Origin of the sequence: Bacillus sp. FSL W8-0770 (genome assembly GCF_038008705.1) — a bacterium.
GTDB lineage: Bacteria > Bacillota > Bacilli > Bacillales > Bacillaceae_G > Bacillus_A > Bacillus_A cereus.
Genome location: NZ_JBBOZR010000001.1, coordinates 312,653 through 330,353 on the forward strand (window position 1 = coordinate 312,653; position 17,701 = coordinate 330,353).

Here is a 17,701-nt window from a genome sequence, read left to right on the forward strand (position 1 = left end):
GAATGAGGATATGTCAAAAGAGATAGTAAAAAAACGTATAGAAGAATTACGTGACTTGTTAAATACATTTAACTATCAATATCACGTATTAGACAATCCTTCTGTTTCTGATGCGGAATATGACCGTAATATGCAGGAGCTTATAAAATTAGAAGCAGAGAACCCAGAGTTTATGAGTGAAGATTCTCCCTCCGTTCGCGTTGGGGGGACTGTTCTTGATATATTTGAAAAAGTAACACATAAGTCACCAATGTTAAGTTTAGGAAATGCATTTAACGAAGGAGATTTACGTGATTTCGACAGAAGAGTACGTCAAGGAATTGATGGTGCGAATGTAAGATATATATGTGAATTAAAAATTGACGGGCTTGCCGTTTCGCTTCATTATGAAAAAGGACGCTTCATTCAAGGGGCGACACGTGGTGATGGTGTAACGGGTGAAGATATTACTCAAAATTTAAAAACGATTAAAGCTATCCCACTTCGTTTAAATGAAGAAGTAACGTTAGAAGCAAGAGGCGAAGCTTATATGCCGAAGCGTTCATTCGTTAAACTAAATGAAGAAAAAGAGCAAAATGGAGAAGATGTATTTGCGAATCCGCGTAATGCAGCAGCAGGTTCAATACGTCAACTTGATCCGAAAATTGCAGCGAAGCGTAACTTATCTATGTTTGTGTATGGTCTTGCGAATGTAGAAGAAAAAACAATTTCATCACATAGTGAATCGCTGGATTTCTTAGGTGAACTTGGATTTAAGACAAATCCAAATCGCCGTACATGTGAAACAATTGAAGAAGTTATAGCTTATGTAGAAGAATGGCAAGAAAAACGTCCGCATCTTGATTATGAGATTGATGGAATCGTTATAAAAGTAGATGATGTTGCTCTTCAAGAAAGTCTAGGAACTACAGCGAAGAGTCCAAGGTGGGCGATTGCTTATAAATTTCCGGCTGAAGAAGTTGTAACGAGATTAACAGGCATTGAATTAAGTGTTGGCCGAACAGGGGTTGTAACACCGACTGCAGAACTAGAGCCAGTGAGAGTTGCTGGTACGATTGTTCGTCGTGCTTCTTTACATAACGAAGATTTAATTCGTGAAAAAGACATTCGAATTGGTGACTACGTTGTTGTGAAGAAGGCTGGAGATATTATTCCTGAAGTTGTGAACGTTATTTTTGATAAGCGTACTGGTGAGGAAGAAGAATACCGCATGCCAACTCATTGTCCAGCATGTGAGAGTGAACTTGTTCGTTTAGAAGAAGAAGTAGCACTTCGTTGTATAAATCCAACTTGTCCTGCTCAAATTCGAGAAGGGTTAATCCATTTCGTTTCAAGAAATGCAATGAATATTGATGGACTTGGAGAACGTGTCATTACACAACTCTTTGATGCTGATTACATTCGTACATTTGCTGATTTATATGCATTGACGAAAGAGCAATTATTACAGTTAGAACGTTTTGGTGAAAAATCAGCAACAAACTTAATACAAGCAATTGAAAATTCTAAAGAAAACTCGTTAGAGCGATTATTATTTGGTCTTGGAATTCGCCACGTTGGAGCGAAAGCAGCACGTACATTTGCAGAGCACTTTGAAACGATGGATGAGCTTGTAAAAGCAACGGAAGAAGAACTAAAAGCAATTAATGAAATTGGCGAAAAAATGGCTCAATCTGTTGTGACATATTTTGATAATGAAGATGTATTAGAGTTATTACAGCAGTTTAAAGAGTATGGCGTGAATATGACATACAAAGGTATAAAAATTGCAGATTTACAAAATGTTGAATCTTACTTCGCAGGAAAAACGGTTGTTTTAACAGGTAAGCTAGAAGTTATGGGACGAAGTGAAGCGAAGAAGAAGATTGAGGCATTAGGTGGAAAAGTAACAGGAAGTGTTAGTAAGAGTACGGATTTAGTTGTTGCAGGTGAAGCAGCTGGTTCGAAATTAGCACAAGCGGAGAAACATAATGTTGAGGTTTGGAATGAAGAGAGGTTCTTACAAGAGCTAAATAAGTAAGAGGTGCAAACTTACCATGAAAAAAATAGCATTAGCGGTATTAAGCCTTGGCCTACTTGTAAGTGGGTGTAGTGCAGGTGCCGACAAAGATGAAAAAGTGGCTGGGAAATCGGGGAAAGCAAAAGAACAATCAGTTGTTCCAAAATACGCTATTTCGGATGAATATTATAAGACGACTATTCCATTTGATGGTGGAAAGGCACGTGGTTTAGTGGTGCAAGGGTTAAATAGTCGCCTTGATATAGATGAATTTGAAACAGGATTAATGCGAATTGCAAAAGAATCATTTAGTACGAAAGATAATTTTTTAAAAGGCGGAAAAGCTCTAGATACTCAAACTATACAGATGCTTGTTAAAAGAAAACGTACAGATGCTGAACAAAAGGAACTAGAGGAAAAATTAAAAAAAGATGCAGTTAAATTTCCTAATATAGGATTAAATCCTGCATTAGGAACAGGATCCGAATCACTAGAAGTGAAAAATAAAAAAAATCCAATATATATTTCAAATATTTTAGAGCATGATTATTATGTGAAAAAAGGCGATAACGGCGAGGAACGTGTTGGTATGGTAGTTGGATTAGCGATGAATTCTGTTCAATATTTTAACGAAGAGCATGGTTACCCACGTGAAGCTGCAATCCCAGATGAAAAGATGTTAGCTGAAGGGAAAAAAATGGCGCAAGAAATTTTGAAAGTCATACATCAAAAAGAACCTGAAACAAAAAATATTCCGATAACATTTGCGATTTATCGCCAAGCTCCAAAGTCTTCGCTCGTGCCAGGTAATTTTGTTTCTTATGCAAATGTCGAAAAAGGTAGTGAAACGGTTGAAGATTGGAAACAAATTAATGAAAAATATTATTTGTTCCCATCAGAGCAAGCGAAAACAGATAATAAACGTGAAGATCTTGCAAGAGTATCCAACTTTAAGGCAAAACTAAGCGATTATTTCCAAGGCGACTATACAGCTGTTATTGGTACTGGTATGTATAGAGATGATGAATTAAGAGAAATGAAGCTTGATATTCCTGTCCAGTTTAATGGAAAAGCTGAAATAGTTGGTTTTACACAATATGTGGCAGGGCTTGTTATGGAATACTTCCCGAATTATATGAAAGTACAAGTAACGATTAAATCTGTAGAACGCCCAGAAGCTATTATTATACGTGAAGCAAAACAAGATGAACCACTTGTGAAAATTTTAGATTAAATATGAAGGCTGTTCCTCTATGGAACAGCTTTTTTTCTTATGTAATTTTGTTATAATTTAAAATGTTGTAAAAAATAGGGGTAAGGGGTAAAGCTCATGGAAGAATTAAGTTTTCAAGTCATTATTTTATTAATTGCATTCGGTTTTTTAGCGGCTTTTATTGATTCCGTTGTTGGAGGAGGAGGGTTAATTTCGCTTCCTGCACTTATGTTTGTTGGTCTATCGCCAGCTTCGGCAATTGCAACGAATAAATTAGCGGCAACAATGGGGACGTTTACGAGTGCGATGTATTTCATTCGATCAGGAAAAGTTGATTTTAAAATTGTAGGAAAGTTAATCCCGTTAACTATTGTTGGAGCTGTTGCAGGTGCTTTAGTAGTAAAATTTATTCCATCGGATATTTTACGCCCATTAGTACTTGTAATGTTGGTATTTATTGCTATTTATATTATTGCAAAAAAGAATTGGGGAAGTGTGTCTACCTATAAGAAGATGACGCAAAGAAAAACATTAATATTTTTCTTTGCTATTTTAATGATAGGATTTTATGATGGTTTTTTTGGACCAGGGACAGGGTCGTTTTTAATTTTTGTATTTTTATTAATTGGCTTGGATTTTATTCAAGCGGCAGCATCTGGAAAACTTTTGAACTTTGTTAGTAATATTGTATCTTTAATTACTTTTTTATTCTTAGACATAATTCATTTTGAATACGGTATTATCATGGGATTATCAATGATCTTAGGTGCTTATTTTGGATCGAAGTTTGCGGTTCAAAAAGGTGTTGGATATGTAAGGACTTTATTTTTGTTAGTTACTATATTATTGATCGGGAAAAATGTTTTGGAATATACTCATATTTTGTAGATTCATACGCATGTATGAATCTCTTTTTTTTATTATATTTTAAAAATTTATTAATTTTTAAAATATAAGTCTAGGAATATTTGAATAAATCTAAATTATCGTGTAGAATAATGTTGTAAAATGTAAACGTTTTTCTAAGGGGAGGCTAAAAAAATGGTAGTAGCATACAAACATGAGCCATTTACAGATTTTTCAGTGGAGGCTAACAAATTAGCGTTTGAAGAAGGTTTAAAGAAAGTAGAATCTTATCTTGGACAAGACTATCCATTAATTATCGGGGGAGAAAAAATCACTACAGAAGACAAAATTGTTTCTGTAAACCCTGCAAATAAAGAGGAACTTGTTGGTCGTGTTTCAAAAGCAAGCCGTGAGTTAGCTGAAAAAGCAATGCAAGTAGCGGATGAAACATTCCAAACTTGGAGAAAATCAAAGCCAGAAATGCGTGCAGACATTTTATTCCGTGCTGCAGCAATCGTTCGTCGCAGAAAACATGAATTCTCTGCTATTCTTGTAAAAGAAGCAGGTAAGCCATGGAATGAGGCAGATGCTGATACAGCAGAAGCAATCGACTTTATGGAATATTATGGTCGTCAAATGTTAAAATTAAAAGACGGTATTCCAGTAGAAAGCCGTCCAATTGAATATAATCGTTTCTCTTACATTCCATTAGGAGTAGGTGTTATCATTTCTCCTTGGAACTTCCCATTCGCAATTATGGCAGGTATGACAACAGCTGCTTTAGTTTCTGGTAACACAGTATTACTAAAACCAGCTAGTACAACTCCTGTAGTAGCAGCGAAATTTATGGAAGTATTAGAAGAAGCTGGCTTACCAGTTGGCGTAGTAAACTTCGTTCCAGGTAACGGTTCTGAAGTTGGTGACTACTTAGTAGATCATCCTCGTACACGTTTCGTAAGCTTCACGGGATCTCGTGATGTAGGTATCCGTATCTACGAGCGTGCAGCGAAAGTAAACCCAGGACAAATTTGGTTAAAACGTGTTATCGCTGAAATGGGCGGTAAAGATACAATCGTTGTTGATAAAGAAGCAGATCTTGAATTAGCAGCTAAGTCTATCGTTGCATCAGCATTCGGATTCTCAGGACAAAAATGTTCTGCATGTTCTCGTGCAGTAATCCATGAAGATGTATACGATCACGTATTAAATCGTGCTGTTGAATTAACAAAAGAATTAACAGTTGCTAACCCAGCAGTATTAGGTACAAACATGGGTCCTGTTAATGACCAAGCTGCATTTGATAAAGTAATGAGCTATGTTGCAATTGGTAAAGAAGAAGGTAGAATCTTAGCAGGTGGCGAAGGAGACGATTCTAAAGGCTGGTTCATCCAACCAACAATCGTTGCTGACGTTGCAGAAGATGCTCGCTTAATGAAAGAAGAAATCTTCGGACCAGTAGTAGCATTCTGTAAAGCGAAAGACTTCGATCATGCACTTGCAATTGCAAACAATACGGAATACGGTTTAACAGGTGCTGTTATTACTAACAACCGTGACCATATTGAAAAAGCACGCGAAGACTTCCACGTTGGTAACTTATACTTCAACCGTGGATGTACTGGTGCAATCGTAGGTTACCAACCATTCGGTGGCTTTAACATGTCTGGTACAGACTCTAAAGCTGGTGGACCTGATTACTTAGCACTTCACATGCAAGCAAAAACTACTTCTGAAACTTTATAAGAAATAGTAGAGGAGCTCTTCACAGAATGTGAAGAGCTCCTTTTAAAATTGAACCCCCATATATTACCGTCGTTCGAAGAGAATGAGCTAAAACCTATTAATAGCGTGATAAACATGTGAACAGAAATAAAATGATGAGAAAAGTTGACTTATTAGTCATATTTTTTAGTATTCATTTTGAGAATTTCCTGTATAATACAATTTGAAAGAAAATCTATGGTTCGACAAGGAACACTCCTTTCAGTTTTGCTCACTGAAAGGAGTGTTTTTTTATGTAGCTAAAAATTCTTGCGTGTTTATTACATTTGCATATACGCCATTTAAACTAGCTAAAATTGTATTGTGAATATAAACAGCTGGTATAGTAGCGTTCTTAAAAGAAAGGTCTTTTGTAGCACAAGCGTCATGTATAACGGTACATTGAAAGCCAAAATCGAATGTAGCCCTTACTGTTGCATCGATACACATATGAGTCATCATCCCGCATACAACGACATGTTCAATATTTAAACGTTTTAATTGCTCTAGGAGATTAGTTTCTCGGAAGCTATTTGGATAATGTTTGACTATAACTGTTTCTTCTCTAAGTGGACGTACGCTTTCATGAATATGTACACCTTCTGTATTAGGTAGGAAAAAAGTAGCGTCCTCTTTTATAGCTACGTGTTGGATATGAAAAATAGGTTCGCTGTTTGTTCTAAAGTGTTGTAATAACTGATTAGCATATTCGCTTGCTTCTACTGGATTACGCAATTCCATCTTTCCATTTGGAAAATAATCGTTTTGAATATCGACGAGTAAAAGAGCTGTTTTCATATATTTATCTTCCTCCGAGTTTCATATTCAAATAAATTTATTCAATTCGTAGAGAGGATTCTCCTGTTTAAAAATATGAGGAAGAAGAATTTTAAATAACCTTGAAAGTTACTATTTTTCAGATGAATATTCATCTGAAAATTTTAATAAAGGAATAATTAATATTTTTCTAAAAAATGTATTGACTCTTATTATTCTGAGTTCTATAATGAGAATTAATTAAACGACAATTAAATCGATACATTCTTATCCAGAGAGGTGGAGGGACTGGCCCTACGATACCTCAGCAACGGGTTTTTTAATACCGTGCTAACTCCAGCAAGCCATATAAAGGCTTGGAAGATGAGAAGATGTGAACGAGTACATATAAGTGCTCTCCTTCTTATCTTTATGGTTGATAAGAAGGAGGGCACTTTTTATTTTACCTCGAAAGCTCTGCTTCAAGTTTTTACAGCATATAGGAGGGAAAAAAATGATTTCTTTTACCAATGTAAGTAAAGTGTATGAATCAGCTGGCCAATCTGTTCATGCGGTGGAGGATGTAACATTATCAGTTGAGAAAGGCGAAATTTTTGGCATTATCGGTTTTAGTGGCGCTGGAAAGAGTACGTTATTACGCCTAGTAAATATGTTAGAGAGACCGACGGCAGGAACGATTTCAATAGATGATAAAGATATTACATCATTATCGACGAAAGAATTGCGTAAACTAAGACAAAGAATCGGAATGATTTTTCAAAGTTTTAATTTATTTAATTCAAGAACAGTATTTGGAAATATTGCTTATCCATTAAAGTTAGCGAAAGTACCAAAGAATGAGATAAAAGAAAGAGTAAATGAACTGCTGAAGTTTGTAGGGTTAGAAGATAAAGCAAACTATTATCCAGAGCAGCTATCAGGTGGGCAAAAGCAGCGTGTGGGCATTGCTAGAGCACTTGCGACATCGCCAGATATTCTTATATGTGATGAGGCAACATCAGCCTTAGATCCAGAAACAACGACAGAAATTCTAAACTTATTAAAGAAAGTAAATCGAGAATACAATTTAACAATTCTTCTTATTACACATGAAATGCATGTTGTGAAAGAAATTTGTCACCGTGTAGCTGTAATGGAGAAGGGGAAAGTTATTGAAGAAGGAAAACTGTTTGATGTTTTTACGCAACCAAAAACAAAGACGACTCAAAACTTTGTACGTTCTGTCATTAATGATCATTTACCGGAAAGTGTTCTAGCGAAAATTCAAAATGGTGGTCAAATTTATCGTCTAACATTTACTGGTGAGGAGACAGGACAGCCGGTACTATCATATATCGCAAAAAACTATAACGTCGATGTAAATGTACTGTACGGAAATATTATTGAACTTCAAAATGTGCTATTTGGAAATCTTCTTGTAGAGTTGCAAGGTGAGCAGAGGGAAATTCAAAAAGCATTACAACATCTAAGACTGCAAGTGCAGCTGAAGGAGGTAGAAGCTCATGCGAGTTGATTGGAGTATATTTTGGCCGCGCATACTAGATGCGACGGGGGATACCCTCTTAATGGTAATTGTAACCCTTATATTCGCTACAATTCTGGGTATACCTCTAGGTTTACTTTTATATGTAACGAGAAAAGGAAACTTTTTAGAAAATAAATGGGTCTTTTCTATTCTTAACATCATAATTAATACAATTCGTCCGGTACCATTCATTATCTTTTTAGTAGCCTTGAGTCCACTAACAAGAAGTGTTATCGGAACGACGATTGGAACAGCAGCGGCAATTTTCCCGATGACGTTAGTCGCATCAATTGGTATTGCTAGAATGGTTGAAACAAACCTTGTTTCCGTTCCGAAAGGAGTAATTGAAGCAGCGCAAGCAATGGGCGCCTCGCCAATTAGAATTGTTTTTGAAATCCTTGTACCAGAAGCGTTAGCACCATTAATCTTAGGTGTCACATTTATGACAGTTGGTTTAATCGAATTTTCTGCAGTTGCTGGGCTTGTCGGTGGTGGAGGTCTTGGTGACTTGGCAATGACATATGGTTATCAACGTTTTGATACATCAGTTATGTTCGTAACGGTCGTGTTACTTATCATTCTCGTACAGATAGCTCAAAATTTAGGAAACTACTTTGCGAAAGTCTTGTTACGCAGATCATAAAAAGGAAGAGAGGAAAAGAAAATGAAGAAAATTTTAGCATTTGCATTATCAGCGATTGTAGGAGTCTCAGCATTAAGCGGCTGCTCAAGTGGAGACACGGGTGCAGGAGCGAAAGAAAAAGTAGTTCGCGTCGGTGTAACTGGAACGGATGGAGACGCTTGGGAAATTTTGAAGAAAAAAGCTGAAAAAGAAGGGATTAAGATTAAACTGGTGGAGTTCTCTGATTACACAACGCCAAATAAAGCGTTAGCTGATGGAGATATTGAATTAAACTCATTCCAGCATATTGCTTTCTTAGAGCAATTTAAAAAAGAGCATAAGTTAGATATTACAGCTGTTGGTACAACGCAAATTGCGCCAATGGGTTTATACTCTGAAAAATATAAGAAAGCAAATGAAATCCCAGATGGTTCAGAAATTGCAATTCCAAACGATCCAACGAACCAAGCACGTGCATTAAAACTTCTTGATGCAGCTGGATTATTAAAGCTTAAAAAAGACTTTGGTCTATTTGGAGATCCAAGTGGTATTGCTGAAAATCCGAAGAAATTAAAAATTACACCGGTTATCGCACAGCAAACACCTCGTGTGTTAAAAGATGTTGCAGCATCAGTTATTAATAACGGTGTTGCTGGTCAAGCTGGATTAGATCCAGCGAAGGATCCTATTTTCTTAGAAGATCCAAAGAATGAAAATGCGAAGCCATATATTAATATTTTTGCAGCTCGTACGAAAGATAAAGATGATCCAACATTGAAAAAAGTAATTGAACTATATCATTCAAAAGAAGTAACAGATGCAATTAAGAAAGAAACAAATGATGGTTCCATTTCAGTAGATCTTTCACTTGATGAGCTTGAAAAAATCGTAAAATAATCATTGGGTTTAATGGACTAACAGAAGGAACCCCTCCGCTGTTAGTTCGTTCAACATATAAACTTAACAAACAAACCCTAATTCTGTACCTTCCAATTTTGTATAACATAGAATCCAATGTTTGTTAAGTAGAGTGATAGACCAGGAATTTTCCTGGTCTTTTTTTATGAATGAAAGTAGCTAGCGAACAGTAAGGTGATCCAAATTATAATGGGATAAGAAAATAAGCTGAAAAGGAGTGTAATTACGAATTGCTTTGGATGAATTAAGTGTTTTTTTGATAAAAAAAAGAAAATAGAAAAGAGAGTAATGAAAAATGCTGATATTACGCCGGGGTTATAAGAGCGATAAATGAAAAACAAAATAATATGTTGAACAGAGTTGAAGAAGATGGCCCCTTGTATAAAAATAATCCAGCATATAGAAGACAAGAAGTTAAGTTGATATAGAAAGACGATAAGTAATACAAAGATTGTTAATACGGAAATGGCGATGAAAAATTGTTGGCTAGTTATAAGACGGATTGAAAATTGATTAGCAAGGTATTGTGGCATTTGGAAAGCTTCTTCAAGGTTATGAATGAAAAATAATAAGGGAATGATCCAGAATATAGTAGTGGAATGTTTTTTCATCAATTTACATCACTCCAATAAAGTATAGAAAGCCTAAAAAAGGCCCTCTATACAGAGATGGTTATTCAATTATGATATTTTTTAAATTAACTTCATGATGCTCTCGTTCTTTCAGATAAGCAGCTAGTTCCTCTTGTAAAATATTTAATATTTGCTTAGCTGATTGTTGGATTGGATTAGGTAGCTCTTCTAATATATGCATCCCGACTTTTACTTTTGTACGAATTACCCTTCGTAGTAATTCCTCATGCATGTACTACACCTCCAAACCGAATATTTAGTATATCTTCTTCAAATTTTGCTCCTTGAATAGAAAGGTGTGTTAATGTTTTTGGTAACGTGATGTTCCGTTTAACAGAACCCGCTCGAATAATAAGTTCATCACCTTTTTGATTTAAGGAAAGTTCACTTTTGTTTGAGAAGGGAATGGACAGAACGAAAATATACTCATCGCCATCCTTTTTTACATATTGAGTGCGCCCGTTAAATTTTACTTCTGTAGGGGAATGATCAGTTTTAAATAAAGAATCTCCTACACGTTCTAACATAGACAAACCAACAACTTCTTGTTCAAACATTGGAGCTTCGTAAATAGGAAGGGGTTGAAAACTATCTTGAATTAATGTTTTATATTTCTTCTGTGTATCTTTCCATGCCTGAAAATAAGGATCGGTGACAGTGTTAGGGATGACGCGGTTAATCATAATGGCATCTACGTTATAATCGTATAAATTCAAATAAGTAAAGCTGCGCTGGGCTTCCTTAATGACCATTTTTTCAGGATTTACAACGATGCGGATACTTGTTACTTCTCGATTTGATAAAATATCTCTCATTTCTCCGAGCTTTTCAAGTGTACTTGTTAATTCGTCCATAATATCGTCGGTTGGAAGAGGAACACCAAGGAGTGGTTGAGCTACAGGACGAACGACTTTTAAAACTTTTCTTTTAATAGGAAATAATTTTTCCATCCACCAGCCGAGCATGTCTGGAAAGCTTAACATTGCTAATGTTTCTCCTGTTGGAGCACAATCAATGATAATAACATCATATGTGTTTTGTTTATAATAATCGAGTACGCGAAGTAGGCTAATTAAATCTTCCATACCAGGAAACATCGTTAACTCTTCTGTTGTAATATCATCAGCTGCTTTGGAAGTGAAGAGTAGTGTAATATATTTCTGTAATTTTCCCCAGCCTTTTTCCATTTCATAAATTGTATTAATTTCTTGTGCCCACAAATTTTCACGAATTTCTAGTGGTTCAGAAGATAGCTTTATACCAAATGAATCTCCTAAACTATGAGCAGGATCTGTGCTCATTACTAATGTTTTTAATCCTTGTTTCGCACTTTGAATTGCTGTTGCTGCTGAAATGCTAGTTTTTCCTACGCCGCCTTTACCTGTATACAAGATAATTCTCATCATTTATATCCCCTTTGTTTCGAATGTCGAATATTACGAGTGTCGAAGTAAATGGTTGAATAAAAACCCAGATAGGGTTTTATTCAATCGGAATGTTTTTCATTTTAGGTGTAGAAATCTTTTCTTCTGTTTTTTGCTGTGACGTAGCGATGTGATTCATGATTTTTTGGAAGATTTGTAGTAAGAATGCTTTTTCTTCTTCTGATAATGCTTCTGTTACTAAGCTAAAGTAATGGGCCGCATTTTGTTTTACTTCTTGAACGAGCATTACGCCGTTTTCTGTTAACCGAATTAATACAATACGTCGGTCATTTTCATCACGGTAGCGTTCAATATATCCCTTTTTTACAAGGCGATTTACAACGCCCGTTGTTGTACTCATCGGTATATCAAGAAGATCAGCAATTTTCGTCATTGTAATATCTGTATTTCGTTCCATCCAAAGTAAACAAAATACTTCTGTTTTAGAAAGTGTTAAATCTAGGCTTACCCATTCTTCAGGATAGAAAAGTTTCTTGGCGTTATCTAGCAGTAAGTCTAAAAAATGTTCATATTGCAACAATTAATTCCACTCCCGTATATTTCGAGGTTCGTAATATTTATTTTTATTTTATGTAGAATAGAAATAATTGTCAATGATTTTAATTGTTTTTTCAGATTAGGCAGAAAACTTTCTTTAAAATAGTATTCTTTTATGATAGATTTATAAATATAAAACTAGAATTTACATAAAAATCCATCATGGTAAATATACTTATCTATAATGGGTATACAGCTAACGAGGGGGAGAACGATGAGAAGACGTAATACGCAAGCGTTCACGTTTTTAGCATGGACTTCATTTGTTTGTGCGCTTTCAGGTATGCTAATTGGGATTTATACGTTAGATGAAACGCTTAGTGTAAAAGGATACTATTTAATTGGAACATTATTTTTAACGATGTCTTGTTTTGTATTACAAAAAACAATTCGTGATAATGAAGAAGATAACGAGAGATTTCCGAAAAATAAACCGTTAGATAAAGAGTAAATTGTAAAGAAAGGCATTTGCCTTTCTTTTTTTATGTAAAAATGGCGTAAGTACTCTGTGTTGACTTGCTTGAAGTACTGAAAATTTGGTATCATCAATAGTATTGTAGATTGAACGATATATTATGGAGGTGGCCTAGCCGTGTCAAGAATTTCCGTTGAGAATGTAAAGCACGTAGCACATTTAGCACGTCTTGCAATTACTGATCAAGAAGCAGAAAAATTTCAAAAACAACTAGATGCAATTGTTACATTTGCAGAACAGTTAAATGAATTAGATACAACAGATGTAAAACCAACAACTCATGTATTAACTATGAAAAATGTTATGCGTGAAGATGTACCAGAAAAAGGTTTACCAGTTGAAGAAGTATTAAAAAATGCACCGGATCACAAAGATAATCAAATCCGTGTTCCAGCAGTATTAGAATAGAGGAGGGGAATTTCGATGTCATTATTTGATCATTCAGTATCAGAGTTACATAAGAAGTTAAACAGCAAAGAAATTTCCGTTACGGATTTAGTAGAAGAATCTTACAAACGTATTGCGGATGTTGAAGATAACGTAAAAGCTTTTCTTACATTAGATGAAGAAAATGCACGCGCAAAAGCGAAAGAATTAGATGCAAAAATCGGTGCTGAAGATAATGGTTTATTATTCGGTATGCCAATTGGTGTAAAAGATAACATTGTAACTAACGGTCTTCGTACAACTTGTGCGAGCAAAATGTTAGCAAACTTCGATCCAATTTATGATGCGACAGTTGTGCAAAAGCTAAAAGCTGCTGACACAATTACAATCGGTAAATTAAACATGGACGAGTTCGCAATGGGTTCTTCAAATGAAAACTCAGGATTCTACGCTACGAAAAACCCATGGAACTTAGATTACGTTCCGGGCGGATCTAGTGGTGGTTCTGCAGCAGCTGTAGCAGCAGGAGAAGTACTATTCTCTCTAGGTTCTGATACGGGTGGTTCTATCCGTCAGCCAGCTGCATATTGCGGTGTTGTAGGTTTAAAACCAACTTATGGACGCGTATCTCGTTACGGATTAGTAGCATTCGCATCTTCACTTGACCAAATCGGACCGATTACACGTACAGTAGAAGACAATGCATACTTATTACAAGCTATTTCAGGTATTGACCGCATGGATGCAACTTCTGCAAACGTTGAAGTTGGAAACTATTTAGCTGGTTTAACAGGCGATGTTAAAGGTTTACGCATTGCTGTACCGAAAGAATACTTAGGCGAAGGTGTTGGCGAAGAAGCTCGTGAGTCAGTACTAGCTGCTTTAAAAGTATTAGAAGGTATGGGCGCAACTTGGGAGGAAGTATCGCTTCCACACTCTAAATACGCTCTAGCAACGTATTACTTACTATCTTCTTCTGAAGCATCTGCGAACCTTTCACGCTTTGATGGCGTGCGTTACGGTGTTCGTTCTGATAATGTAAATAACTTATTAGATCTTTACAAAAACACACGTAGTGAAGGTTTCGGTGATGAAGTTAAACGTCGTATTATGCTTGGTACATTTGCGCTTAGCTCTGGTTACTATGATGCATATTACAAGAAAGCACAACAAGTACGTACATTAATTAAAAACGACTTTGAAAATGTATTTGCTAACTATGATGTTATTATTGGACCAACAACGCCAACTCCGGCATTTAAAGTGGGCGAAAAAGTTGATGATCCAATGACAATGTATGCAAATGACATTTTAACAATCCCAGTAAACTTAGCGGGTGTTCCAGCGATTTCTGTTCCATGTGGATTCGGTGCTAACAACATGCCACTTGGTCTACAAATCATTGGTAAACACTTCGATGAAGCGACAATTTACCGCGTTGCACATGCGTTTGAGCAAGCAACAGACTATCATACAAAAAAAGCAAGTCTGTAAGGAGGCGAGCATAGATGAATTTAGAAACAATTATTGGTTTAGAGGTTCACGTTGAGTTAAAAACAAATTCGAAAATTTTCTCTGCGAGTCCAACAGAATTCGGAGCGGAGCCAAATACACAAACAAGTGTAATTGACTTAGGATACCCAGGGGTACTTCCTACTTTAAATAAAGAAGCAGTTAACTTTGCAATGAAAGCTGCAATGGCATTAAACTGTGAAATCGCAACGGAAACGAAGTTTGACCGTAAAAACTATTTCTATCCAGATAACCCGAAAGCTTACCAAATCTCTCAATTTGATAAGCCAATTGGTGAAAATGGTTGGATTGAAATCGAAGTAGACGGTAAAAAGAAACGTATCGGTATTACACGTCTTCATTTAGAAGAAGATGCTGGTAAATCAACGCATACAGCTGATGGTTCATTAGTAGACTACAACCGTCAAGGTATGCCTTTAATCGAGATCGTATCTGAGCCAGATATGCGTACGCCAGAAGAAGCATATGCATACTTAGAGAAGTTAAAATCAATCATTCAATACACTGGTGTATCTGATTGTAAGATGGAAGAAGGTTCCTTACGTTGTGATGCGAACATTTCTCTTCGTCCAGTTGGACAAGAGAAGTTCGGTACAAAAGCGGAACTGAAAAACTTAAACTCATTCACTTACGTACAAAAAGGTCTTGAGCATGAGCAAGTGCGCCAAGAAAAAGAACTGTTATCTGGTGGCATCATCCAACAAGAAACACGTCGTTATGATGAAGCAACGAAGAAAACAATCTTAATGCGTGTGAAAGAAGGATCTGACGATTACCGTTACTTCCCGGAGCCAGACTTAGTTGAACTTTACATCGATGATGAGTGGAAAGAAGCAGTTCGAGCTTCTATTCCAGAACTTCCAGATGCACGTAAAGCTCGCTACGTTGCAGAACTAGGCTTACCAGCTTATGATGCACACGTGTTAACATTAACGAAAGAAATGTCTGATTTCTTTGAAGCAACTGTTGCAGACGGTGCTGATGCGAAATTAACATCGAACTGGTTAATGGGTGAAGTACTTGCATACTTAAACAAACAACAAAAAGAATTAAAAGACGTTGCATTAACGCCTGCTGGTTTATCTAAAATGGTTCAATTAATTGAAAAAGGTACAATTTCTTCTAAAATCGCGAAGAAAGTATTTAATGAATTAATTGAAAAAGGTGGAGACCCAGAAGAAATCGTTAAAGCGAAAGGTCTTGTTCAAATTTCTGATGAGGGTACACTTCGTAAAGTTGTAACAGAAATTCTTGATAATAATGAGCAATCTATCGAAGACTTTAAAAACGGTAAAGACCGTGCAATTGGCTTCTTAGTTGGTCAAATTATGAAAGCTACAAAAGGACAAGCAAATCCACCACTTGTTAACAAAATCTTACTTGAAGAGATTAATAAGCGATAATAGTAGTGACTTTTAAAGATTAAGCAGAAAAACACCCGTACATGGGTGTTTTTCTAGGTTAATCAAACGTTTGTTTAAATGAGACAAAATCGTTTAAACAAACGTTTGATTAACTGTCAAAAGTGGAAAAATGTTTGTATAGCAACTATGGTATGATAGTTGCAAAAAGGTGGGAATAATGATAAATCTAAACATAGAGGTTTTTTTCATCTCATGAAATAATAGATAGTTATTATTCGTTATATGTAAATTTTTATGGAAGAATGGATAGAAATAAAGTGAAACTTTAATCAGTAGGAGGTTCATCCACCATTGATTATTAGCCCTCACCAATCGGGCATTTACTGCCCGCAAATAGCGGGATAAATTTTGGAGTCAAATAAAAAAACCATTGAAATGAATATTTACTTTTGATGGACTACACGAATCGGGTTCTTACTGCCTGTTTGAGCGGGATAAAAGAAGGATAGCAAGATGAGAGGAGGTAGGCATGGGAATACTGAATAGAAGTTCAGTATGTTCTTTTTCGATACATAAAGAAATTTCCTGTGCTAATAAATGATGAAGCGAGCAAGAATTATTTATAATCCTACTTCTGGGCGTGAGCTATTTAAGAAGAGCTTACCAGAAGTATTACAAAAATTAGAACAAGCTGGCTATGAGACATCTTGTCATGCGACAACGGGTCCTGGAGACGCTACTGTGGCGGCGAGGCAAGCTGCGGATCGTAAGTTTGATGTTGTTATTGCGGCTGGTGGCGACGGTACATTAAATGAAGTAGTAAACGGTTTAGTTGGGCATGAATTCCGTCCGAAATTTGGAATTATTCCAGTTGGAACGACAAATGACTTTGCACGTGCAATTGGTGTACCTCGTTCTATTGAAGAGGCAGCAGATATTATTTGCGAAGGAAAAACAGTGCCATTAGACCTCGGTAGAGCGAACGATACATATTTTATTAACATCGCTGGTGGCGGTCGTATTACAGAATTAACATACGAAGTACCGAGTAAGTTAAAGACAGTATTAGGACAACTTGCTTATTACCTAAAAGGTATCGAGATGTTACCATCATTGCATCCGACATATGTTGAAATTGAGTATGATGGAAAGTTACTACAAGAAGAAATTACGATGTTTTTAATTACGAATACTCGTTCAGTAGGTGGATTTGAAAAGGTAGCACCGTATGCATCTATTAACGATGGGTTATTTGACCTATTAGTACTGAAAAAAGGTTCTATCGCTGATTTAATTAAAGCAGCAACACAAGCACAACGTGGTGAACATATTAATAATCCAAAAGTGTTATATACACAAGCGAACCGAATTAAAGTACATTCACCAGATAAACTAATGATTAATTTAGATGGTGAGTATGGTGGAGATGCACCGATGGAATTCGAAAATATATATCATTGTTTAGAACTATTTGTTCCTGAACATCAAGAGGATGCCCTGTAAAGGCATCCTTTTTTACTTTGTTAAAATGAATTGTAAATTGGGAGTTAGTTTGATTTTTATGGTATTTTTACAATTCTTTTATTTTACATCCATACTTTATTGATACACTGGAAGAGATAAGAAATGAGAGGTAGGGTAACTAACTGTTACGATTTATTTAACCG

General features: G+C 36.0%; 16 protein-coding genes, 1 pseudogene and 1 riboswitch. Of the genes and pseudogenes, 12 read left to right on the top strand and 5 right to left on the bottom strand.

Going from position 1 to position 17,701, the window contains the following annotated elements:
* The first annotated feature begins 10 nt into the window (after positions 1–10).
* From ligA to pruA, 4 genes are all read left to right on the top strand, one after another.
* Complete coding sequence (gene ligA / locus NST27_RS01725; RefSeq protein WP_000031613.1) at positions 11–2,020, top strand: NAD-dependent DNA ligase LigA; 2,010 nt, start codon at positions 11–13, stop codon at positions 2,018–2,020.
* Between the two features lie 16 nt (positions 2,021–2,036).
* Positions 2,037–3,233: a CamS family sex pheromone protein gene (locus NST27_RS01730; RefSeq protein WP_000717034.1), complete on the top strand. Its 1,197-nt coding sequence runs from the start codon at positions 2,037–2,039 to the stop codon at positions 3,231–3,233.
* 96 nt (positions 3,234–3,329) lie between these two features.
* Entirely contained in the window at positions 3,330–4,100 is a 771-nt protein-coding gene (locus tag NST27_RS01735; protein WP_047385539.1) for a TSUP family transporter, read from the top strand.
* Positions 4,101–4,253: 153 nt separating this feature from the next.
* On the top strand, positions 4,254–5,801 hold the full coding sequence (gene pruA, locus NST27_RS01740) for an L-glutamate gamma-semialdehyde dehydrogenase (RefSeq protein WP_047385540.1): 1,548 nt from the start codon (positions 4,254–4,256) through the stop codon (positions 5,799–5,801).
* A gap of 250 nt (positions 5,802–6,051) precedes the next feature.
* Here the strand turns inward: pruA and NST27_RS01745 are convergent.
* Positions 6,052–6,617: pseudogene (locus NST27_RS01745) on the bottom strand (cysteine hydrolase family protein).
* Positions 6,618–6,860: 243 nt separating this feature from the next.
* A riboswitch (SAM riboswitch) is annotated at positions 6,861–6,966 on the top strand.
* A 123-nt stretch (positions 6,967–7,089) separates the two neighbouring features.
* Between NST27_RS01745 and NST27_RS01750 the strand changes: the two are divergent.
* From NST27_RS01750 to NST27_RS01760, 3 genes are read left to right on the top strand one after another with little or no spacing between them, the layout of a single operon-like run.
* Positions 7,090–8,109 carry a methionine ABC transporter ATP-binding protein gene (locus NST27_RS01750; RefSeq protein WP_000623013.1) on the top strand — a complete coding sequence of 340 codons (1,020 nt, stop codon included), beginning with the start codon at positions 7,090–7,092 and terminating at the stop codon, positions 8,107–8,109.
* Positions 8,099–8,764, top strand: a complete 666-nt coding sequence (locus tag NST27_RS01755; protein WP_001261865.1) for a methionine ABC transporter permease — start codon at positions 8,099–8,101, stop codon at positions 8,762–8,764. Before NST27_RS01750 ends, NST27_RS01755 begins: the two co-directional genes overlap by 11 nt.
* Positions 8,765–8,785: 21 nt before the next feature.
* The gene (locus NST27_RS01760) at positions 8,786–9,640 is read left to right on the top strand and encodes a MetQ/NlpA family ABC transporter substrate-binding protein (RefSeq protein WP_000721595.1); all 855 of its coding nucleotides are present in this window, start codon (positions 8,786–8,788) and stop codon (positions 9,638–9,640) included.
* 164 nt (positions 9,641–9,804) lie between these two features.
* Here NST27_RS01760 and NST27_RS01765 read toward each other — a convergent pair whose 3' ends face one another.
* The 4 genes from NST27_RS01765 to NST27_RS01780 all read right to left on the bottom strand — a co-directional run bounded on the left by NST27_RS01765 (position 9,805) and on the right by NST27_RS01780 (position 12,258).
* Positions 9,805–10,272, bottom strand: a complete 468-nt coding sequence (locus NST27_RS01765) for an HXXEE domain-containing protein (RefSeq protein ID WP_001986283.1) — start codon at positions 10,270–10,272, stop codon at positions 9,805–9,807.
* A 61-nt stretch (positions 10,273–10,333) separates the two neighbouring features.
* Positions 10,334–10,525, bottom strand: a complete 192-nt coding sequence (locus tag NST27_RS01770) for a DUF3926 domain-containing protein (protein ID WP_000544105.1) — start codon at positions 10,523–10,525, stop codon at positions 10,334–10,336.
* The gene (locus tag NST27_RS01775) at positions 10,518–11,699 is read right to left on the bottom strand and encodes an ArsA family ATPase (protein ID WP_001985980.1); all 1,182 of its coding nucleotides are present in this window, start codon (positions 11,697–11,699) and stop codon (positions 10,518–10,520) included. The genes NST27_RS01770 and NST27_RS01775 overlap by 8 nt, the downstream gene beginning before the upstream one ends.
* 76 nt (positions 11,700–11,775) lie before the next feature.
* Positions 11,776–12,258: a MarR family winged helix-turn-helix transcriptional regulator gene (locus tag NST27_RS01780; RefSeq protein ID WP_000942481.1), complete on the bottom strand. Its 483-nt coding sequence runs from the start codon at positions 12,256–12,258 to the stop codon at positions 11,776–11,778.
* A gap of 231 nt (positions 12,259–12,489) precedes the next feature.
* Here NST27_RS01780 and NST27_RS01785 point away from each other — a divergent pair, with 231 nt between their 5' ends.
* The 5 genes from NST27_RS01785 to NST27_RS01805 all read left to right on the top strand — a co-directional run bounded on the left by NST27_RS01785 (position 12,490) and on the right by NST27_RS01805 (position 17,537).
* Positions 12,490–12,726, top strand: a complete 237-nt coding sequence (locus NST27_RS01785; RefSeq protein WP_001254393.1) for a YiaA/YiaB family inner membrane protein — start codon at positions 12,490–12,492, stop codon at positions 12,724–12,726.
* A gap of 141 nt (positions 12,727–12,867) precedes the next feature.
* The gene (gene gatC / locus NST27_RS01790) at positions 12,868–13,158 is read left to right on the top strand and encodes an Asp-tRNA(Asn)/Glu-tRNA(Gln) amidotransferase subunit GatC (RefSeq protein ID WP_000086999.1); all 291 of its coding nucleotides are present in this window, start codon (positions 12,868–12,870) and stop codon (positions 13,156–13,158) included.
* Positions 13,159–13,173: 15 nt separating this feature from the next.
* Entirely contained in the window at positions 13,174–14,631 is a 1,458-nt protein-coding gene (gene gatA, locus NST27_RS01795; RefSeq protein ID WP_000051455.1) for an Asp-tRNA(Asn)/Glu-tRNA(Gln) amidotransferase subunit GatA, read from the top strand.
* A gap of 14 nt (positions 14,632–14,645) precedes the next feature.
* Positions 14,646–16,073: an Asp-tRNA(Asn)/Glu-tRNA(Gln) amidotransferase subunit GatB gene (gene gatB / locus NST27_RS01800; protein ID WP_001047685.1), complete on the top strand. Its 1,428-nt coding sequence runs from the start codon at positions 14,646–14,648 to the stop codon at positions 16,071–16,073.
* A gap of 558 nt (positions 16,074–16,631) precedes the next feature.
* The gene (locus tag NST27_RS01805; protein ID WP_000977679.1) at positions 16,632–17,537 is read left to right on the top strand and encodes a diacylglycerol kinase; all 906 of its coding nucleotides are present in this window, start codon (positions 16,632–16,634) and stop codon (positions 17,535–17,537) included.
* Positions 17,538–17,701: the final 164 nt, after the last annotated feature.

Bases quoted from the DNA above. Each gene is read 5' to 3' on its own strand.
- ligA (WP_000031613.1), top strand. From the start codon at position 11: ATGTCAAAAGAGATAGTAAAAAAACGTATAGAAGAATTACGTGACTTG.
- NST27_RS01730 (WP_000717034.1), top strand. From the start codon at position 2,037: ATGAAAAAAATAGCATTAGCGGTATTAAGCCTTGGCCTACTTGTAAGT.
- NST27_RS01735 (WP_047385539.1), top strand. From the start codon at position 3,330: ATGGAAGAATTAAGTTTTCAAGTCATTATTTTATTAATTGCATTCGGT.
- pruA (WP_047385540.1), top strand. From the start codon at position 4,254: ATGGTAGTAGCATACAAACATGAGCCATTTACAGATTTTTCAGTGGAG.
- NST27_RS01750 (WP_000623013.1), top strand. From the start codon at position 7,090: ATGATTTCTTTTACCAATGTAAGTAAAGTGTATGAATCAGCTGGCCAA.
- NST27_RS01755 (WP_001261865.1), top strand. From the start codon at position 8,099: ATGCGAGTTGATTGGAGTATATTTTGGCCGCGCATACTAGATGCGACG.
- NST27_RS01760 (WP_000721595.1), top strand. From the start codon at position 8,786: ATGAAGAAAATTTTAGCATTTGCATTATCAGCGATTGTAGGAGTCTCA.
- NST27_RS01765 (WP_001986283.1), bottom strand. From the start codon at position 10,272: ATGAAAAAACATTCCACTACTATATTCTGGATCATTCCCTTATTATTT.
- NST27_RS01770 (WP_000544105.1), bottom strand. From the start codon at position 10,525: ATGCATGAGGAATTACTACGAAGGGTAATTCGTACAAAAGTAAAAGTC.
- NST27_RS01775 (WP_001985980.1), bottom strand. From the start codon at position 11,699: ATGATGAGAATTATCTTGTATACAGGTAAAGGCGGCGTAGGAAAAACT.
- NST27_RS01785 (WP_001254393.1), top strand. From the start codon at position 12,490: ATGAGAAGACGTAATACGCAAGCGTTCACGTTTTTAGCATGGACTTCA.
- gatA (WP_000051455.1), top strand. From the start codon at position 13,174: ATGTCATTATTTGATCATTCAGTATCAGAGTTACATAAGAAGTTAAAC.
- gatB (WP_001047685.1), top strand. From the start codon at position 14,646: ATGAATTTAGAAACAATTATTGGTTTAGAGGTTCACGTTGAGTTAAAA.
- NST27_RS01805 (WP_000977679.1), top strand. From the start codon at position 16,632: ATGATGAAGCGAGCAAGAATTATTTATAATCCTACTTCTGGGCGTGAG.